We start from the raw sequence: 19,963 nt of genomic DNA on the forward strand, positions 1-19,963 counted from the left end.
GAGCCTGTCAGGACGTACGTCCGGACGCCCGTCCGGACGTACGAAGCTCGTCGCCGTGGGAGTCACCGGCCTCCTCCGCAGTTGCACACCCGCTTGACACCGGGCCGCCCGGGCGCTTCGCCGCGGCTTGGTTACGTTTCGGGGCGGATCGGGGCACACATGGACGAGTCCGTCCACGCCGTGTCCCTCCTCCCCGCACAGGAGTACGTCCACCCATGACCGCGATTCCCGCCACCAGCGTCGCCAACCTCCGCGATCTCGGCGGTACGCCGCTCGCCGGGGGCCGTACGGTCCGGCCCGGCCTGGTCTTCCGGGCCGGAGCGCTCGACCGGTTCGACCCGGGCGGGGACCCGGCGGTGGCCGGGCTGGGGCTGCGCACGGTCATCGACCTGCGTACGGACGCCGAGCGGGCCGAGCGGCCCGACCGGGTGCCGCAGGGGGCGCGGCTGGTCGTCGCGGACGTGCTGGCGGACGCGGTGGGCGCGGACGGGGCGCCGGCGGCCGCGCGGCTGCGGCACGTGCTGGCCGACCCCGTCGCGGCCGAGCAGCACCTCGGCGGGGGCCGGGCGCAGCTGGTGTTCGGGGACCTGTACCGGGGCATGGTGTCGTCGCCGTCGGCCCGGGCCGCGTACCGGACGCTGCTGCTCGAGCTGGCGGACGAGGACGCGGGGCCGGTGCTCTTCCACTGCACGGCGGGCAAGGACCGTACGGGGTGGGGGGCGACCGTGCTGCTGTCCCTGCTGGGGGCGGAGCCGGAGGTGGTGGAGCGGGAGTATCTGGCGGTCAACGGGGCCGTGCGGCAGGCGTTCGCGCCGCTGGTCGAGGGGTTCACGGCGCAGGGGGGTGACCCCGAGGTCGCGCTCGCGGTGATCGGGGTGGTGCCGGAGTATCTGGCGGCGGGGTTGGGGGAGGTGGGGGATCGGTACGGGTCCATGGGGGCGTATGTGCGGGAGGGGTTGGGGGTGGGGGAGGACACGGTGCGGCGGCTCCGCTCCCGCTTGGTGAACTCCCCTACCTGAACCCTCCGGGGGTGGGGTGGGCGGAGGCGAGTCCCCCGGGCGCCGGGCGGCCGCGTCACCGGGGCTCCGCCCCGGGCCCCACCCGCCCGCAGACGAACACCCGGCCAAAAAGGGGCCCCCACCGGCCCGCGGGCCGGCGCCGGGCAAAGGGGCGCGGGCAGGGGCCCGGGTGACGTGACCATCGCATCATTCGCTCGTTTTGCTGAACGTGGCCCCGCCCCAGGACATCCTCACCCGCCCCACCCCCATCGGCATCGAGCAGGCCGAAGCCGCTCTCGTCGAGCACTATCCCCGGCTGACCCGGCTCGCCTACCTCGTGCTGCCGCCCTCGCTCGGGCGCAACCGGCGCGTGCTGACCGCGCACGCGCTGGTGCAGCGGTCGCTGCCCCGGGGGCGCGGGAGCGCGGAGGCGGTGATTCCGGCGCCCCGGCGCGGCGACCCGGGGTACGGGTTCGTGCGGCGGCAGGTCGTACGGCAGGCCCTGGAGGCGGGGCTGCCGTTGCGGCGGCGGGCCTGGCCCAAGCGCGCGCAGTTGCCCCCGGTGCTGCCGCATGTGTGGGGGCTGCGGCTGTTCCCCCGCTCCGGCGGAGCCGATGAACTCGCCCTGGACCAGCGGCTCTCCGCGCTCAGCGGGCCAGCCCGCGCCGCCTTCGTACTTCGCGGCCTCGACCGGCTGAGCGATGAGGAGGCGAGGAACGAGCTCGGCGCCCTGGGAGTCGAGGATCCCGGCGCCGCCCTCGACGAGGCCGGGGACCCCGGCGACGCCGCCGCCCTGCTCGAAACTGCCGAGTTCGATCCCTGCTCGCTCCAGGCCCGGCCCACCGACCTGATGCGCCGCCGCCAGCACCTGCGCGCCGCCCTCGTCGCCGCCGCCGCGCTCGCGGTCTGCGGCACGCTCCTCGGTCTCCCGGGCGACGGCTGGGGGCCGGACGGGGCGGCCGCGCCGCCGTACGCCCGCAATCCCGCCGCCGAGGCCGCCCTCGACCCGGCGCGGGTGGCCCGGGTGGACGGCGCCGCGTGGCGGACCTCGGCCCGTACCGACTTCTCGGTCTGGCCCGCCCGCGGCTCCCTCACCGGCGACACCGCGCTGCTGCGGCGCGCCCTCGCCGTCTGGGCGCGGCCCGGCCGTTCCGTGCAGGTCTCCGCCACGCCGGGGACGCCGTCGGGCCCGCCGATGGGCGCGCCCCAACTGCTGTACGCGGGGCGCGTCGACCGGGCCTCGGTCGTGCTCTTCTACGACGGCCTGCGCGTCGCCCGGTACGCGGAGCCGGTGGACGGCACCTCCGGCGCGGCGCTCGACTTCGCGCGCGTGGACGGCGCCGACGCCGCGTCCGCCGGGGCGCTCGTGGTCGGCCGCACCGACGGCAACGTCCGTTATCTGACCGCCCCCTGGGTGCGCGAGGCGGCCGTGCGGGACCTGCTGGATCCGGCCGCCGCCCCCCGCCCGCTCCCCCGCGACCGCGACGGCGTGACCGCTCCCCTCGTCTCGCCCGCCCAGGCCCGCGACTGCACCTCCTGGGACGTGCTCCAGCTGCGCGAGGACTCGGCCGGGCGGCTCCTGACCGACCTCGGGGAGCTCGCGCCCGCCCGCCTCACCTGGGGGCCGCCGGACGCGCCCAAGGACATCACCGGCACCGCCGCCCGGGAGGCCTGGGCCCGCACCGCGTGCCTGCTGCCGACCGTGCGCTCGCACGGGGTACGGGCCGTGAACGCGTGGCAGTTCGCCAGGCAGCCGCTGCCCGAGGCCAACGGCACGGCCGCCTGGCTGTGCACCCGGGCCGACACCTGGTCCGGCACCGACAGCCGGGTGCTCGCCCAGTTCCAGGCGCCCGGCGCCGGGAAGGCCACGGCGGGCGCGGTGGCCGCGCGCGCCGAGGACAGCGCCGCCTGCGGGACGCACGAGCCGCTGGTGCTCGCCGGGGTGCTGTGGAAGTCCCGGGGCGGGCACTGGTACGTGCTGGCGGCCGGCAGCGAGGACGTGGTCCGGGTCGCCGTCTCCGGCGGTGTCGAAGCCTCCGAGCGCGGCCATCTGCTCGCCGTGCGCACCCAGGAGGGCGCCCGCGCGCAGCTGACCGGCCGCCTGGCCAACGGCACCCAGGTGGCAGCCCTGCGCTGAGCCCGGGGGCCTCCGCTTCCGGCCTCGGTGACCGGTTCCGTACGAACAACTCCTCGTACAACCCTGTTGCCAGACGCCTACCCGTCAGTACATTGACGCCATGTCTAATACGCCGCAGCCCGCTCCGGTGGTCTCGGAGCACATAGAGCTCAAGGCCCGGAACGTCTCGTTCGCGTGGGAGAAGACGCCGCTCCACTGGGTCCCGGGCGACCCGTTCACCGGTCACATGATCAATGTGCTGCACCTGCTGCTCCCGGCGGGCGAGCGCTGGTTCGTGCACGTGTACAAGCAGGTGCTGCCGTACATCCGCGACGAGCGGCTGCGCGAGGACGTCATCGGGTTCATCGGGCAGGAGGCCACGCACTCGGCCGCCCACGACGACGTGCTCCCCCACCTCAAGGCGCTCGGCCTGGACCCCACTCCGTACACCGCGCAGGTCGACTGGCTCTTCGAGAAGCTGCTCGGCGACCGGACGCTGCCGCCGGGGCGGGCGCGCGAGTGGTGGCTGATGGAGCGCGTCGCCACGATCGCGGCCATCGAGCACTACACCGCGTTCCTGGGCGACTGGATCCTCAACGCCGACGCGCTGGACAAGCGCGGCGCCGACGCGGTGATGCTGGACCTGCTGCGCTGGCACGGCGCCGAGGAGGTCGAGCACCGGTCGGTCGCCTTCGACCTGTTCATGCACGTGGACGGCGGTTACCGGCGCCGGGCGCGGACCTGGGCGACCGCGTTCACCGCGCTCGTCTTCCTCTGGCAGCGCGGCGCCCGGTTCTTCATGGCGAACGACCCCTCGCTGCTGGACGGCAGGGCCACCTTCCGCGCCTTCCTGCGCGCCGGACGCCAGGGCACGCTGCCCACCACCGCCGCGATGGCGCGCTCGATCCCGCGCTATCTCAGCCGTACGTACCACCCCTCGCAGGAGGGCTCGACCGCGCAGGCCGTGGCCTATCTGGCGAGCTCGCCCGGCGCCAACGGAGGCCGCTGACATGCCGCGTACGAGGTCCGTGGTCCTGGCGGCGGGGGCGGCGCTGCTCGTACGGAGGGCGGTGCGCCGCCGGATCGCCGCGTCCCCGCTGTGGCCGATGCCCGCCCTGGAGACGCCGGTGTCGGGACGGGGCGGGCGGCGCGCGCCCTCGCTGCGGCTCACCGTCGCCGAACGGGCCGTGCCCGCCGAGGGCGTGGCGCTGCTGCGGCTCGAATCCCCGGCGGGCACGCCGCTGCCCGAGTGGCGCCCGGGCGCCCACCTCGACCTGGTGCTGCCGTCCGGGCTGATCCGCCAGTACTCGCTCTGCGGCGACCCGGCCGACCGCGCCACGTACACCGTCGCCACCCGGCTGATCGCGGACGGGCGCGGTGGCTCGCGCGAGGTTCACGAGCAGCTGCGGGAGGGCGCCGAACTGGTCGTGCGGGGACCGCGCAACCGTTTCCCGCTGACCGAGGCGCCGTCGTACGCGTTCGTCGCCGGCGGTATCGGCATCACCCCGGTGCTGCCGATGCTGAGGGCGGTGGAGGCGGCGGGCGCCGAGTGGCGGCTGCTGTACGGCGGGCGCTCGCGGGCGACCATGCCGTTCCTGGACGAGATCGAGAAGCTCGACCCCGAGGGCGGACGGGTGACCGTCGTCGCCGAGGACGAGGCCGGGCTGCCCGACACGGCCGCGTTCCTGGCGGGTTCGGGCGAGGGCGCGGCGGTGTACTGCTGCGGACCCGAGCCCTTGATGGAGGCGGTGGCGGCGGCCCTGCCCGAGGGGCGCACCCTCCATCTGGAGAGGTTCACGCCCGGCGCGAGCACCGCGCAGCTCGGCACCTTCGAGGTCGAACTGCGCCGCACGGGCCGCACCCTCACGGTCCCGGCGGGCCGCTCGGTGCTCGCCACGGTCCGCGAGGAGCTGCCGGACGTCTCGTACTCGTGCGAGCAGGGCTTCTGCGGAACCTGTCAACAGCGGGTCCTGGAAGGGGAGATCGACCACCAGGACGAGCTCCTCACCGACGGCGAGCGGCAGGACTCGATGCTGATCTGCGTATCGCGCTGCCTGGGGCAGAAACTCGTGCTCGACCTGTAGGTACTCTGTTCGCATGACGACCGGGGTGCGGCGCAGGATGGGCGTCGAGGAGCGCAGGCGGCAGCTGATCGGGGTCGCGCTGGAGCTGTTCAGCCACCGCTCCCCCGACGACGTCTCGATAGACGAGATAGCGGCGGCCGCCGGGATATCGCGGCCGCTGGTCTATCACTACTTCCCCGGCAAGCAGAGCCTGTACGAGGCGGCGCTGCGGCTGGCCGCCGACGAGCTGGCGGGCCGGTTCGTGGAGCCGCACGAGGGGCCGCTGGGGGCCCGGCTGCTGCGGGTGATGGGCCGGTTCTTCGACTTCGTCGAGGGGCACGGGCCGGGTTTCGCCGCGCTGATGCGGGGCGGGCCCGCGGCCTCGGCGGTCGGCTCGACCAACGCCAACGCCATGATCGACGAGGTGCGGCACGCGGCGTACCTCCAGATCCTCGCCCACCTCGGCGTCCAGGACCCGCCCGCGCGCCTGGAGTTGGTCGTGCGGTCGTGGGTCTCGCTCGCCGAGTCGACCGCGCTGATCTGGCTCGACGGGCGGCGGATCCCGCGCGCCGAGCTGGAGTTGCAGCTGGTCCACGACTTCGCGGCGCTGGCGGCGGTGAGCGCGGCGTACGACGACGAGATGGCGGCCGTGGTGCTGCGGATCGTCGCGGACGAGCCGGCGGACGGGCCGTTCGGGGACCTGATGGCGCGCCTGGTGGCCCTGGCGCCCGCCGACGGCTCCCACTGAGCCGCACCCGTACGGCGATCGCGGAGCCCGTCCCCGTATTTTGATCACCATGACGACACCCACGGAGACGCTCTCCTTCCGCCTCGCCTCCGAAGAGGACGTGCCCACCCTGGTCGCCCTGTACGACGGGGCCGCCCGCTGGATGCGGGGCAGCGGCATCGACCAGTGGCAGCCCGGCGAGAAGGACGCGGCGCACTTCCGCGAGCGGATCAAGGAGGGCGAGGTCTGGCTCGCCCTGACCGCCGACGGCCGCGCGGCCGGGGCGTACGAACTGTGGTGGGTGGACGAGCCCGCCTGGGGCGTACGGCCGCCGGAGGCGGGCTATGTGCACCGGCTGATGACCGACCGCGCGCTCGCCCCCGCCGGAACCGGCCGGGCCCTGCTCACCCACGCCGAGCAGCGCATCGCGGCGGCCGGGCGCCCCCTGTCCCGCCTCGACTTCAAGGCCTCCAGCCCGGGGCTGCGCGGCTACTACGAGCGGGCCGGGTACGCGGTGGCCGGGGAGCAGCCGTTCAAGGAGGGCGGGGGCAGCAACTACGCCGTCGTGCTGATGGAGAAGCGGCTCGGCTGAGCCACGTCACCCGAGGGGCTTCACACCAGACCGGTGAGCCGCAGGGCCAGCAGCGCCACGTCGTCCTCGCGGCTGCCGAACGCGCTCAGCAGCGCGTCGCACAGGGTGCCCGTGCCGCGCGAGGCGCTCGCCGCCGCGATCTGGCGCAGCCGCTCCATGGACACCTCCAGATCGGTGCCCCGGGTCTCGATGAGGCCGTCCGTCACCATCAACAGGACGTCGCCGGAGGCGAGTTGGTGACGGTACGGGTCGGGGTGGTCCAGGCCCAGGCCGAGCAGCGGCCCGTGGACGTCGAGATAGGCGGCTTCGCCCCCGGCGTGGATGACCAGGGGCGGCAGGTGGCCGGCGTTGGCGACCTGGGCGCGGCCGAGCAGCGGGTCGATGAGGGCGAGGCAGAGGGTGGCGGTGGCTTCGGGGTGGTAGAGCTGGAGCATCCGGTCCAGGCGGCGCACCAGGACTGCCGGATCGCGTTCGTCGGTCGCGTACGCCCGTAACGCGTGGCGCAGTTCGACCATGACGGTGGCCGCGTCGAGCGAGTGGCCCACGACGTCGCCGACCCCGACGAGGAGTCCGTCGGGGGTGGGCAGCGCGGTGTAGAAGTCGCCGCCGATCTCGGCGCGGGTGGAGGCGGGCACATAGCGCACGGCGACGTCGGCGCCGGGCAGCCGGGGCTGGTGCTGGGGCAGGAAGCTGCGCTGGAGGGTGAGCGCGATGTGCCGCTCCTCGGCGGCGCTGCGCAGCGACTCGGCGGCCAGCGCGGTGGCCTCGGCGAGATGGGCGAGCAGGGCGCGGGTGTCCTGGCCGGCGGTGGCCTGGACGGGGGTGACCAGACAGACCGGCGGCTGGTCGGCGCGGCTGCGGGCCAGCATCAGCCGGGCGTCGCCGTGCCCCTCGCCGGTGGGCAGCACGCCGGAGGGCCACAGCGGCGCGGGGGCGATCCGCGACCGTACGCCGGTGCAGCCCGCCATGGCCCGCTGGAGCAGCGGGGCCACCGCGGCGGCGGTGGCGGGCGGTTCGTGGCGCGGCGGGCCGCCCGCGTACAGCGTGCCGTCGGCGCCGAAGACGTAGGCGGCGGCCCGGCAGCGGATCAGGGCGGCGGCCGCGGCGGCGGCCGTGTCGGCGAGCTCCTGGGGGCAACTCGCCCCGTACAGCGCGGTGGTGGCGGTGGCCAGGCGGGCGAGGCGGCCCGCGCGGGCGTCGGCGTCGTGGCGGAAGCGGGCGCCGCGCAGGGCGGCCCGGACGACGGCCTGGATCTCCTCGGGCTCGACGGGGACGGCGAGGTAGGCCTCGGCGCCCGCGTCCAGGCCCCGGGTGCGGTCGTGCGGGGTGGTGGCCGCGGCCGAGAAGTGCACCACGGGCATCCGGGCGATCTCCGGGTGCGCCTTGATGCGGCGGCACAGTTCGAAGCCGTCCATGTCGGGCAGGCCCACATCGACCAGGGCCGCGTCGGGCAGGGCGCCGTTGCGGACCCGGGTGTCGAGCTCGACCAGGGCGGCCGCCGCGGTGGACAGCGGCACCACCCGGTGCCCCGCGCGCCGCAGGACCGCGCCCATGGCGTAGCGGTTGGCGTCGATGTCGTCGACGACCAGCACGGTGGTGTCGTGGGACGGGTTCACGGCGAATCCCCCGTGGGGCCGTCGGCCCCGGTGGGCGTGGTGCGGACTGGGCGGGGCGGGCCTGACAGGCCCATGGGTACGTCCTCACGGTAGCGCGCGGGCCGGCCGTGGGGAGTCCCGGTCAACTTCCCTATGCGAAATCACCCTTGAGTGCAAGGCTGAGCCCCTGGTCGAGCCCGGCGCGCGCGCCCCGGCGGAAGGCACTGTCGTACGCCTGGTCCCCGAGAGCGGCCCTGGCCCGGCGCTCGCACTCCTCGCGCACGGCGGCGAGCCGGGGGGCACCCATCTGGGCCTTGCCGACGGTACGCCAGTACTCCTGCCCGATCCCGAGGACCTGGGCGCCCTCCTCGCCGTCGCCCCGGGCGGCCAGCGCGCAGGCGAGCAGGTCGAGGCCGAGCGCGATGCCGAAGCTGTCGTGGAGCAGCCGCTTGCCGGCCAGCATCGCGCGGGCGTGCTCGGCGGCCTCGGTGGCGCGGCCGAGCGCCTGCGCGGTGACGGCGAGCATGTAGTCGGCGTACGCCCGCATCCAGCGCTCGCCCCGGCTCGCGCACTGGTCGCGCAGCCAGGTCGCCTCGGCGGCGGCCTCGCGGTAACGGCCGAGGTTGCTGAGGGCGTAGACGCGGACGAGGACGCACAGGGCGAGGCCGGGCGAGAGGTCGTCGTCGGCCGCGTCGATGGCCGGGGTGAGCACGTCGAGTGCGCCCTCGGCGTCGCCGGGCGTCAGGATGGCCGCGCCGAGCAGATAGGAGGCGCGCAGCCGGCTCTCGGGGCCGGCGGTTCGCGCGGCGCATGCGCGGGCCTGGCTCAGCGCGGTCTCCACGTCGCCCTGGAGGAGCACGGTCATGCCGAGCGCCCACTGGGCGCGGTCGCGGCGGGGGCCGGGCCCGGGGGCGAGGGCGAGGGCGCGCTCCAGGAAGCCGCGGCCCTCGCGCAGATGGCCGCAGCAGATCCAGTAGAACCAGAGCGAGGAGGCCAGGTCGAGCGCGGCGGCCGGGTCGGTGGCGAGCAGGTGGTCGAGGGCGGTGCGCAGGTCGGCGTGGCCCGCGGCCAGCCGCTCGTACCACTCGACCTGGTCCGGGCCCATCCAGTCGGCCTCGGCGGCGCGGGCCAGCCGGCGCCAGCGCTCGGCGTGGCGCCCGGCCACGGCCGCCTCCTCGCCGAGCTCGCCGAGCCACTGGCGGCCGTACTCGCGGATGGTGTCGAGCATCCGGTAACCGGCCCGTCCGCGGTGCGTCCCGGCCCGTACGACGGACTTGGCGGCCAGGCCCGCGAGCGCGGGGCCGACGGTTTCGGGGGCGAGCGGGCCGCCCGCGGCGACCTCCTGGGCGGCTTCGAGGTCGAAGCCCCCGGCGAACACCGAGAGCCGGGCCCACAGCAGCCGTTCCAGCGGGGCGCACAGCTCGTGGCTCCAGCCGATGGTCGTCCGCATGGTCTGGTGGCGGGGCAGCCGGGTGGAGCGGGTGTCGGCGAGGACCTCGAAGCGCGAGTCGAGCCGTTCGGCGAGCTGCTCGACGCTCCACGAGCGCAGCCGGGCACCGGCGAGTTCGATGGCGAGCGGGATGCCGTCGAGTCTGCGGCAGACCGCGGCGGCGGCCTCGGCGCGAGCCGGGGTCTCGAAGGACTTCAGCGACAGGTGCGGCACGGCCTCGACGGCGCGCTGCTGGAAGAGGGTGAGCGCGGCGCCCTCGGGCGGCAGCGGGGCGAGCGAGAAGACACGTTCCTCCGGGCGGCCCAGGGACTGCCGGCTGGTGGCCAGGACGGTCAGCCCCGGCGAGGTCTGGAGCAGCTCCCCGATGAGGTGGCCACAGGCGGAGACCAGGTGCTCACAGGTGTCCAGGACCAGCAGCAGCCGTTTGTCGCCGAGCCGGCCGCACAGCGCCTCGGCGGCGGTGCGGCTGCTCTGGTCGGTGACGCCCAGGTGGTCGGCGACGGTGGCGGCGAGCAGCTCGGGGTCGTACAGCGGGGACAGTTCGACCCACCACACCCCGTCGGGACAGAAGGCTCGGCGCTCGCGTGCGGCGCGCAGGGCGAGCCGGGACTTGCCGACGCCGCCCGGGCCGGTGACCGTGACGAGCCGGCGGTCCCGCAACAGGCCGTCCAGGGTGGCCAGTTCCACCGACCGGCCCACGAAGCTCGTGGTCTCCGCTGGAAGATTCCCCAACACGGACACAGTCTGGACCAGAGACTGACGCGGTCCGGACACAATCGCACAGTTCAACCGGAAACAGTCGGAAACAGTCGGGAAGAGGCCAGGAGCAATCAGATCAACAGCATCTTCTGAGCGTATTTCTCAGCGTACGGAGCATGCCGAGAAACGTCGGTCGGTCACTGGCGTACGCGCGCGGTGGACCCCCGCACCACCAGCTCCGGCTGGAACACGAACTCCGTGCGCTGCACCGGGTTCCCCCGGATCTCTTCGAGCAGCGCGCCCACCGCGGCCGTCGCCATCGCCCGCACGGGCTGGCGGACGGTGGTCAGCGGCGGGTCGGTGAACGCGATCAGCCGCGAGTCGTCGAAGCCCACCACCGACACCTCGCCGGGCACCGCGAGCCCGCGCCCGCGCGCCGCGCGGATTGCCCCGAGCGCCATCATGTCGCTGGCGCACACCACCCCCGTACAGCCCTGGTCGAGCAGTGCGCCCGCCGCGACCTGGCCGCCCTCGACGCTGAAGAGGGTGTGCCCGATGTACGCGGCGGCCTCCTCGGCGCGCAGCCCGAACCGCTCCCCGAGCGCGGCCGTGAACCCCTCGGCCTTGCGCCGCGAGGGTACGTATCTGAGCGGCCCGGCCGCGAGGCCGATCCGGGTGTGGCCGAGGTCCGCGAGATGGCCCACCGCCATCGCCATCGCCGCGTGGTCGTCGGGCGAGACGAAAGGCGCTCGGATGCGCTCGTTGTACCCGTTGACCAGTACGAACGGCACCCCGCGCTCGGTGAGCGCCAGATAGCGGGCGGGGTCGGCGGCGGTGTCGGCGTGCAGCCCCGACAGGAACACGATGCCGTTGACCCCGCGCTCCTCCAGCTGCTCGACCAGCTCGTCCTCGGTCGCCCCGCCGGGCAGCTGGGTGCAGAGCACCGGGGTGTACCCGTGCCCGGCGAGCACCTGCTCCACGGCCTGGGCGAAGGCGGGGAAGATGGGGTTGGTGAGCTCCGGAGTGACCAGGCCGACGAGTCCGGCGCTGCGGTGCCGCAACGGGGCGGGCCGCTCCCAGCCGAGGACGTCCAGGGCCGCGAGCACCCGCTGCCGGGTGGCGTCGGCGACGCCCGGACGCCCGTTGAGCACCCGGCTGACGGTGGCCTCGCTGACGGCCGCCTGGGCGGCGATGTCGGCGAGGCGCGGCCCGGACCCGGAGTCGGTCACACCTCCCACCACACGGTGGTGTCGGGGTGAAGGACGAACTCCCCGCCGGTGAGGGCGATCTCGTCGCTGTCGCCGGAGAGGCTGTCGCTGGAGAGGAGGACCTTGCCGGGTGCGGGCATCCGCACGGCCTCCCCGGTGAGGTTGACCGTACAGACGAACCCCTCGCGGGCGAAGGCGAGGACGCCCTCGGGGGCGTCCAGCCAGCGGACCGAGTCGCCCGAGCCGAGGCCCGGGTGCTCGCGGCGGGCGGCGAGGGCGGCGCGGTAGAGCTCCAGGGTGGAGCCCGGGTCGCCGGTCTGGGCCTCGACCGAGAGCGCGCCCCACGAGTCGGGCTGCGGCAGCCAGCTGCCACCGCTGCCGAAGCCGTACGAGGACCCCTCGACGGTCCACGGGATGGGCACCCGGCACCCGTCGCGGAAGCCGTCCTGGCCCTCGGCGCGGAAGAACGAGGGATCCTGGCGGACCTCGTCGGGCAGGTCGGTGACGTCCGGGAGGCCGAGCTCCTCGCCCTGGTAGAGGTAGGCGGAGCCGGGCAGCGCCAGCATCAGCAGGGTCGCGGCGCGCGCCCGGCGCAGCCCGAGCGCGCGGTCGCCCGGGGTGCGCAGCTGGGTGCCGAGGCCGGGCGGGTTGGCGAAGCGGGTGGCGTGCCGGGTGACGTCGTGGTTGGAGAGCACCCAGGTCGCGGGCGCGCCGACCGGGCGCATGGCGGCGAGCGAGACGTCGATGACGTCACGGAGTGCGGTGGCGTCCCAAGGGGCGCCGAGGTACTGGAAGTTGAAGGCCTGGTGCAGCTCGTCGGGGCGTACGTAGTGGGCCGTGCGCTCGACCGTGGGCGTCCACGCCTCGGCGACGGCTATGCGCTCACCGGGGTACTCGTCGAGGATGCGGCGCCAGGAGCGGTAGATCTCGTGGACGCCGTCCTGGTCGAAGAACGGCATGACATCGTTGCCCAGCAGCTTGAGCTGGTCGGCGCCGCCGATGTCGGGCAGCCCGGGGGCCTTCACCAGCCCGTGGGCGACGTCGACGCGGAACCCGTCGACGCCCATGTCCAGCCAGAACCGCAGGATCGAGCGGAACTCGTCGGCGACGGCCGGGTGCTCCCAGTTGAAGTCGGGCTGCTCCGGGGCGAACAGGTGCAGGTACCACTCACCGTCGGGGGTACGGGTCCAGGCGGGGCCGCCGAAGATGGACTCCCAGTCGTTGGGCGGCAGTTCGCCGCCTTCGCCGCGTCCGGGGCGGAAGTGGTAGCGGGCCCGCAGCGCGGATCCCGGCCCTTCCCTCAGGGCGCGCTTGAACCACTCGTGCTGGTCGGAGGAGTGGTTGGGGACGAGGTCGACGATGATGCGCAGCCCGAGGTCGTGGGCGTCCCGGATGAGGGCGTCGGCGTCGTGCAGGGTGCCGAACATCGGGTCGATGGCGCGGTAGTCGGCGACGTCGTAGCCGGCGTCGGCCTGCGGGGAGGCGTAGAAGGGGGAGAGCCAGACGGCGTCGACGCCGAGGTCGCGGAGGTAGGGGAGCTTGTGGCGTACGCCGTCGAGGTCCCCCATCCCGTCGCCGTTGGCGTCGGCGAAGCTGCGCGGATAGACCTGGTAGATCACGGCGTCCTGCCACCAGTTGGTACGGGTCCCGGTGTGGGCCGGGGTGGTGGCGGGGGCGGTGAGGTGCGGGGTCATTTCGTCCCTGGGTCGGTGGGTTGGTGTGGTGGGTGTTCACGTGCGGGTGGGCGGCGCCTGCGGCGGGCTTTTGGCCCCACCCCGCCCCTTCCCCAAACCCTCCGGGGGTGGGTGGGGGTGAAGGTGGGTTTCCCGGGGCTACGCCCCCGGACCCCGCTTGCGGGGCCTGCGGCCCCTGCACCCCGCTCGGGGCTCCGCCCCGGACGCCGTCGGTGGGACACGGGGGTGGGCGGGTAAGCCCGTTCGTCTGCGGACCGTGCTGGGTTGCTCGCGCAGTTCCCCGCGCCCCTGAGATGCGCCCCTTCGGGGCGCCCAGGGGATTGCCGCGCAGCGGCATCTATAGGGGCGCGGGGAACTGCGCGACCAGCCCTCCACAGCCCGCAGCCGAACTCCGGGCCAAGAAGGGGCGCGGGGCCGTGACACATGCGGCTCCGCCGCGCGGGCGCGACCAGTTGGGGCGGCCCGCAGGCGAAAGGGGGTCCGGGCGAAGCCCGGTCAGCGGGGGCCCGGGGGCGCACCCCGCCGCCCGGCCGCCCGCCAGAGGGCTTGAGGGAACGGGCGGGGTGGGGGCATAAACACGTCACCCCTTCGTCGCCCCCGCCGTCATCCCCGCAACCAGATGCTTCTGCGCGAACAGGAAGAACACCGCCGCCGGCACGGCGATCAGCACGGACGCCGCCGTCATCGGCCCCCAGTTCGCCGTGTACTGCGTCACGAACGTCTGGAGACCGCCCGCCAGCGTCAGGTTCTCGTCCCCCACCATGAACGCCGACGAGTACGCGACCTCGCCCCACGCCGTGATGAAGGAGTAGAACGCCGTCACCGCCAGCCCCGGCTTCGCCAGCGGCAGGATCAGGCGCCAGAACGTGCCGAACGGGTTCAGCCCGTCCACCCGCCCCGACTCGTCGATCTCCACCGGGATCCCGTCGAAGAAGCCCTTCATCATCCAGGCGCAGAACGGGACGGCGATCGTCAGATACGTGATGATCAGGCCCACCGGCTGGTTCAGCAGCCCCAGCTGGCCCATCAGGTTGTAGAGCGGGACGATCAGGATCGCCATGGGGAACATCTGGGTGATGAGGAGGGTCCACATCAGCGGGCGCATGCCGGGGAACCTGAAGCGGCTCACCGCGTAGCCCGTGGTCGCGGAGATGAAGACGCCGAGCAGCGTCGTCACCCCGGCGATCAGCGCCGAGTTCGCGAACCAGGTGAAGAAGCTCGTCTTGTCCACCAGATAGCGGTAGTTGTCGAGCGTCGTGTCCTTGAAGAAGTCCGTGGTGATCGCGTACTTCGCCGGCTTCAGCGATGTCAGCAGCACCCACAGGACGGGGAAGACGGCGATGACCGACGCCCCGATCAGCGTCGCGTGCAGGCCGACCGAAGCCAGCGGCGACCGCTTACCGCGTTCCGACGCCATCGTCACCACACCTCTCCCTGCTTGCGAAGCGACCGCCGGTACACGAGCGCGAAGACCATCAGCACCGCCAGGATCAGTACGCCCCACGTCGCCGACCCCGCGAAGTCCCGCGGGCTCTCCACGAACGCCTGGCGGAACGCCTGCGTCACCAGGATCTCTGTCGAGTCACCGGGACCGCCCCGCGTCAGCAGGAAGATCACCGGGAACATGTTGAACGTCCAGATCGTCGACAGCAGGATCACCGTGGACGAGACCGCCCGCAGGCCGGGGACGGTGATGTAGACGAACCGCTTCCACGGGCCCGCCCCGTCCATCTCGGCCGCCTCGTACAGCTCGCCCGGGATCGACTGCAGGCCGCCCAGGAGCGCCACCATCATGAAGGGCACGCCGAGCCAGACGTTGACCGCGATGACCGAGAACTTCGCCCAGGTCGGGTCGTCCAGCCACGGCACCGCCGAGATGCCGCCGCCGTCCAGGACCTTGTTCAGCAGGCCGTTGTCGCGGTTGAAGAGGAAACGCCAGGCGAACACCGAGACGAAGCCGGGAACCGCCCACGGCAGGATCAGCATCATCCGGTACGCCGCACGGCCGCGGAACTGCCGGTTGAGCATGTTCGCCAGCACCAGGCCGAGCAGGAACGTGGCGGAGACACAGCACACCGTCCACACCACGGTCCACACCAGCCGCTGCATGAACACGGGGTCGTTCAGCACGTCCACGTAGTTGTCGAACCCGACGAACTTGTAGGTCGCGTCGATGTGGTTGGCGCCGATCGTGCGGCCCACGTTGCGCTCGTTGGCGTCGGTCAGCGACAGGTAGATGCCGCGGCCGAGCGGCCACCCGATGATCACGCCGAGGACGATCACCACGGGGGCGACCATCGTCCAGGCGTACCAGTGCGTCGAGAGCGCCCGCCGGAGCCGGCCGGGGCGCTCGCCAGTGCGGCCCCGGCCGCGGGCGCTGTCGCCCGCGGCCTTCGCCGTCGACTGGCCGGTGTGGACAGTCATGTCAGTCAGTACCCGTCTCCCGCTGCCCGTCCGCTACTTCCAGTCCTTGAGGATCTTGTGGAAGGCGGTGCCGGAGGCCTTGGCCGCGTCCTCGGGCGAGGAGGCGCCGGTGACGGCCTTGGTGAACTGGAGCTTCAGCGGCTCGAACAGCGCGCCGTTCTCCGGGATCCAGGCGCGCTCGACGGCCTTGTCGACGGCCGGCTTGAAGAACTGGACCATCTCGTTGGACTTGACGTCCGGCTGGTCGTACGCGGCGGTCCGGGTCGGCAGCAGGCTGAGCGCCTTGGTGGTCTGCACCTGGACGGTCTGCGAGGTCAGGTAGTCGACGAAGGCGTGCGAGGCGTCGCGGTTCTTGGAGCCGGCGTAGACCGCGAGGTCGTGGCCGCCCTGCGGGGCGCCCTGCGCGGCGGAGCCGGCCGGGACCGCGGCGATGCCGAGGTTGGCCTTGTCCTTGAAGGCGTCGCCGGCGTAGGCGTCGGCCACGGCCCAGGGGCCGTTGACCATCATGGCGACCTTGCCCGACTTGAAGGCGGTCTCCATGTTGTTCCAGCCGTCGGTCGCGTTGGTGATCGCGGCGCCGGAGGTGACCAGGTCACGGGCGGCCTTGAAGGCCTTGACCCCGGCCGGGGAGTCGACGGTGACCTTCTTGTTCTTGGCGTCGACCAGGTCGCCGCCCTCGCCGTAGATGAACGGCAGGAACCAGTACGAGTCGTCGCCGCGCAGGTACATACCGGTCTGGCCGGTCTTGGACTTGATGGCCGCGGCGGCCGTCTTCAGCTCTTCCAGGGACTTCGGCGGCTCGACGCCCGCGTCCTTGAGCATCTTCTTGTTGTAGAAGAGGCCGAGGGTGTCGATGACCTGCGGGACGGCGTACATCTGGCCGTCGTACTTGCCGCTGGCCGCGGCCTGCTTGAGGAAGGCGGAGTCCACTTCCTTGGCCTTGGCGTCCGGGACCTTGTCCAGGTAGCCCAGCGAGGCGAAGTCGGCGACCCAGCCGACGTCGGCGCGGATGACGTCCGGCGCGTCGGAGCCGCTGCTGAACGCGTTCTTGATCTTGTTCTGCGCGTCGCCGTACGGCACGTTGACGTACTTGACGGTGACCTTCGGGTGCTGCGCGTGAAAGTCCTCGGCGATCTTCTTGAACGTCGCCTTCTCGGTGTCGTTCGAGGTGTCCCACCATGTGACGGTGCCGGAGAGCTCGCCCGAGCTCTTCTTGTCACCGCTGTCACTGCTGTCACTGCCGCCGCAAGCCGTCGCCGCGAGCGCCAGGGTCGCGACCAGCGCGGTGGCCGCTATGCCACGTCGCATGTGAACTCCTTCAACGGGTGCCGCGCCATCACGGCGCCGGATCGCCAGGAACGTAACAAGGATGAAAGAAGACCGAAAGACCTTGCGAAGAATTTCTGCAAGGCCGGTCGATCGTTACATCCGCGTGTCCACACGGTTGCCGATGCGCGCCTTGTCAGAAGGCCCTCGCGTACACCATGGGCACGTCCGGCAGCCCGGCACCGCCCTTGCAAGCCTTCCGCAAGAGCTTGCAGGACTGTTACCTTCGGGATGCAGCGGCGTTGATCCCGTAGGCGCAGTACGCAGAACACCGCGCAGGCCAGTGGAGAGGGACCCGTTCATGACGCAGGAGCTGACCACGACCACCGCCGCCCCGGGCCGGGCCCCCGGCGGCGACAGCGGTACCGGCTGGTGGCGCGACGCCGTCATCTACCAGGTGTACGTCCGCTCCTTCGCGGACGGCGACGGCGACGGCATCGGTGACCTGCCCGGCATCCGGGCCCGCCTGCCGCACCTGGCCGAGCTCGGCGCGGACGCGGTCTGGCTCACCCCGTTCTACGCCTCCCCGCAGGCCGACGGCGGCTACGACGTGGCGGACTACCGGGCCGTCGACCCGCTCTTCGGGGACCTCCAGGACGCCGACGACCTGGTCCGCGAGGCCCATCGGCTCGGGCTGCGGGTGATCGTCGACATCGTCCCCAACCACACCTCCGACCAGCACAGCTGGTTCCGCGCGGCGCTCGCGGGCGGCCCCGAGCGCGACCGCTACCACTTCCACCCCGGCAAGCGGGCCGCCGTGCCCGCCCAGGGCGGCGCCGCTCCCCCCAACGACTGGGAGTCGGTGTTCGGCGGCCCGGCCTGGACCCGGACCGAGGACGGCGACTGGTATCTGCACCTGTTCGCCCCCGAGCAGCCCGACCTCAACTGGGAACACCCCGAGGTGCGGGCCGAGTTCGAGTCCGTGCTGCGCTTCTGGCTCGACATCGGCGTCGACGGCTTCCGCATCGACGTGGCCCACGGCATGATCAAGGCGCCGGGGCTGCCCGACATCGGCGCCCGCGAGCAGGCCAAGCTGATCGGCGCCCAGGAGCTGCCGTTCTTCGACCAGGACGGCGTCCACGAGATCCACCGCTCCTGGCGCAGGCTGCTCGACTCCTACGACGGGGAGCGCATCGCGGTCGCCGAGGCCTGGGCGCCCTCGCCCGAGCGCCTGGCCCTGTACGTACGCCCCGACGAACTGCACCAGGCCTTCAACTTCCAGTTCCTGAACTGCCCGTGGGACGCCGCCGAGATGCGCGCGGTCGTCGACGCCTCGCTCGCCGCGACCCGCGCGGTCGGCGCCCCCACCACCTGGGTGCTCTCCAACCACGACGTGGTGCGCCACCCGACCCGCTACGGCGGCGGCGAGCGGGGCCTGCGCCGGGCCCGCGCGGCGGCCCTGCTGATGCTGGCGCTGCCCGGCTCCGCCTACCTCTACCAGGGCGAGGAGCTCGGCCTGCCCGAGGTGACCGACCTGCCCGACGAGGTGCGCCAGGACCCGTCCTTCTTCCGCGCCGAGGGCCAGGACGGCTTCCGCGACGGCTGCCGGGTGCCCATCCCGTGGACCGCCGAGGGACCCTCGTACGGCTTCGGCAGCGGCGGCAGCTGGCTGCCGCAGCCCGACTCCTGGCGCGGCCTGTCCGTCGAGGCCCAGACCGGCGACCCGCGCTCGACCCTGGAGCTCTACCGCTCGGCCCTCACCCTGCGCCGCGAGCTGCCCGGCCTCGGGGACGGCGAGATGGAGTGGCTGGAGGCGCCCGAGGGCCTGCTGGCGTTCGCCCGGCCGGGCTTCGTCTGCACGGTCAACACGGGCGCCGGAGCGGTCCAACTGGCCGTCCCCGGAAGGCCGCTGCTGTCGACCTCGGCGCTGGAGTTCACCGGCGGTAACGTCACGATTCCCGCCGAATCCGCAGTCTGGTGGGCAATCTGACGTGCGACCGGTACAGTCCAATCCCGTGACCGCACGGCTTGCCGACATCGCAGCCCAGGCGGGGGTCAGCGAAGCCACAGTCAGCCGCGTGCTCAACGGCAAGCCCGGTGTGGCCGCGGGCACCCGTGAATCCGTGCTTGCCGCGCTCGACGTCCTCGGCTACGAGCGGCCGGTGCGGCTGCGCAGGCGCAGCGCCGGACTCGTCGGTCTGATAACGCCGGAGCTGGAGAACCCGATCTTCCCGGCGCTCGCCCAGGTCATCGGCCAGTCCCTGACCCGCCAGGGGTACACCCCCGTGCTCGCCACCCAGACGCCCGGCGGCTCCACCGAGGACGAGCTCACCGAGATGCTGGTGGACCGGGGCGTCTCGGGCATCATCTTCGTCTCCGGGCTGCACGCCGACACCACGGCCGACATGGACCGCTACGAGCAGCTGCGTGCGCAGGGCGTGCCGTACGTGCTGGTGGACGGCTTCTCGCCGAAGGTGCAGGCGCCCTTCATCTCCCCCGACGACCGGGCGGCGATGCGGCTCGCGGTCACGCACCTCGCGGCCCTGGGCCACACCCGCATCGGGCTCGCCGTGGGACCCAAGCGGTTCGTGCCGGTGCTGCGCAAGATCGAGGGCTTCACGGCCGCGATGGAGGACTCGCTGGGGCTGACCCAGGGCGAGGCCGAGGCGCTGGTCCAGCACTCGCTGTACACGCTGGAGGGCGGCCAGGCCGCGACCACCGCGCTGATCGCGGCGGGGTGCACGGCGGTGGTGTGCGCCAGCGACATGATGGCGCTGGGCGCGATCCGGGCGGCCCGGCAAGCCGGTCTTGACGTGCCGAAGGACATCTCGGTGGTCGGTTTCGACGACTCCCCGCTCATAGCGTTCACCGATCCACCACTGACCACGATCCGCAAGCCGGTGACCGCCATGGGTCAGGCGGCGGTCCGCGCCCTCCTGGAGGAGATCGGCGGCACCCCGGCCCCGCACAGCGAGTTCGTGTTCATGCCCGAGCTGGTGGTTCGCGGTTCAACCGCTTCTGGGCCGGCTCCCAAGTAGCTCTCCGCTGGGGCGCCTGCCCGCCCCGGCATAAAATCGGGGGACGGCGATCGGTCCCTCCTCCGTGAGGAGTCCTCCAACGGGAGGAGGAAT

Annotated in this window: 15 protein-coding genes; 8 read left to right on the forward strand and 7 right to left on the reverse strand. The window is 73.3% G+C overall.

The features are described 5' to 3' along the window. Positions 1–215: 215 nt before the first annotated feature. The 6 genes from AB0G17_RS08240 to AB0G17_RS08265 all read left to right on the forward strand — a co-directional run bounded on the left by AB0G17_RS08240 (position 216) and on the right by AB0G17_RS08265 (position 6,496). Entirely contained in the window at positions 216–1,019 is an 804-nt protein-coding gene (locus tag AB0G17_RS08240) for a tyrosine-protein phosphatase (protein WP_361377428.1), read from the forward strand. A gap of 199 nt (positions 1,020–1,218) precedes the next feature. Beyond that, a complete protein-coding gene (locus AB0G17_RS08245) occupies positions 1,219–3,135 on the forward strand; it encodes a hypothetical protein (RefSeq protein WP_361377431.1) in 1,917 nt (638 codons plus the stop codon). 100 nt (positions 3,136–3,235) lie between these two features. Then, positions 3,236–4,123: a metal-dependent hydrolase gene (locus AB0G17_RS08250; protein WP_361377434.1), complete on the forward strand. Its 888-nt coding sequence runs from the start codon at positions 3,236–3,238 to the stop codon at positions 4,121–4,123. Between the two features lies 1 nt (position 4,124). Then, positions 4,125–5,198: a PDR/VanB family oxidoreductase gene (locus AB0G17_RS08255; RefSeq protein WP_361377436.1), complete on the forward strand. Its 1,074-nt coding sequence runs from the start codon at positions 4,125–4,127 to the stop codon at positions 5,196–5,198. Between the two features lie 13 nt (positions 5,199–5,211). Beyond that, the gene (locus AB0G17_RS08260) at positions 5,212–5,925 is read left to right on the forward strand and encodes a TetR/AcrR family transcriptional regulator (protein ID WP_361377439.1); all 714 of its coding nucleotides are present in this window, start codon (positions 5,212–5,214) and stop codon (positions 5,923–5,925) included. A 49-nt stretch (positions 5,926–5,974) separates the two neighbouring features. Beyond that, positions 5,975–6,496, forward strand: coding sequence for a GNAT family N-acetyltransferase (locus AB0G17_RS08265; protein WP_361377442.1), 522 nt, complete (start codon positions 5,975–5,977; stop codon positions 6,494–6,496). Positions 6,497–6,516: 20 nt separating this feature from the next. Here the strand turns inward: AB0G17_RS08265 and AB0G17_RS08270 are convergent, their stop codons facing one another. The 7 genes from AB0G17_RS08270 to AB0G17_RS08300 all read right to left on the reverse strand — a co-directional run bounded on the left by AB0G17_RS08270 (position 6,517) and on the right by AB0G17_RS08300 (position 16,874). After that, positions 6,517–8,112, reverse strand: a complete 1,596-nt coding sequence (locus tag AB0G17_RS08270) for a fused response regulator/phosphatase (protein WP_361377445.1) — start codon at positions 8,110–8,112, stop codon at positions 6,517–6,519. Positions 8,113–8,242: 130 nt separating this feature from the next. Then, complete coding sequence (locus AB0G17_RS08275; protein WP_361377448.1) at positions 8,243–10,276, reverse strand: NB-ARC domain-containing protein; 2,034 nt, start codon at positions 10,274–10,276, stop codon at positions 8,243–8,245. A gap of 161 nt (positions 10,277–10,437) precedes the next feature. Further along, positions 10,438–11,469: a LacI family DNA-binding transcriptional regulator gene (locus AB0G17_RS08280; protein WP_361377451.1), complete on the reverse strand. Its 1,032-nt coding sequence runs from the start codon at positions 11,467–11,469 to the stop codon at positions 10,438–10,440. Next, the gene (locus tag AB0G17_RS08285; RefSeq protein WP_361377454.1) at positions 11,466–13,142 is read right to left on the reverse strand and encodes a glycoside hydrolase family 13 protein; all 1,677 of its coding nucleotides are present in this window, start codon (positions 13,140–13,142) and stop codon (positions 11,466–11,468) included. The genes AB0G17_RS08280 and AB0G17_RS08285 overlap by 4 nt, the downstream gene beginning before the upstream one ends. Before the next feature lie 580 nt (positions 13,143–13,722). Further along, positions 13,723–14,559, reverse strand: a complete 837-nt coding sequence (locus AB0G17_RS08290) for a carbohydrate ABC transporter permease (protein WP_361378048.1) — start codon at positions 14,557–14,559, stop codon at positions 13,723–13,725. Between the two features lie 2 nt (positions 14,560–14,561). Then, on the reverse strand, positions 14,562–15,566 hold the full coding sequence (locus AB0G17_RS08295; protein ID WP_361377457.1) for a sugar ABC transporter permease: 1,005 nt from the start codon (positions 15,564–15,566) through the stop codon (positions 14,562–14,564). Between the two features lie 33 nt (positions 15,567–15,599). After that, complete coding sequence (locus AB0G17_RS08300) at positions 15,600–16,874, reverse strand: extracellular solute-binding protein (RefSeq protein WP_361377460.1); 1,275 nt, start codon at positions 16,872–16,874, stop codon at positions 15,600–15,602. Between the two features lie 319 nt (positions 16,875–17,193). On the opposite strand from AB0G17_RS08300, the gene AB0G17_RS08305 reads away from it, so the two are divergent. Beyond that, positions 17,194–18,822 carry a glycoside hydrolase family 13 protein gene (locus AB0G17_RS08305; protein ID WP_361377463.1) on the forward strand — a complete coding sequence of 543 codons (1,629 nt, stop codon included), beginning with the start codon at positions 17,194–17,196 and terminating at the stop codon, positions 18,820–18,822. A 25-nt stretch (positions 18,823–18,847) separates the two neighbouring features. After that, a complete protein-coding gene (locus AB0G17_RS08310; protein ID WP_361377466.1) occupies positions 18,848–19,870 on the forward strand; it encodes a LacI family DNA-binding transcriptional regulator in 1,023 nt (340 codons plus the stop codon). The last annotated feature ends 93 nt before the right edge of the window (positions 19,871–19,963 follow it).

The organism is Streptomyces sp. NPDC023838 (genome assembly GCF_040639555.1).
Classification (GTDB): Bacteria; Actinomycetota; Actinomycetes; order Streptomycetales; family Streptomycetaceae; genus Streptomyces.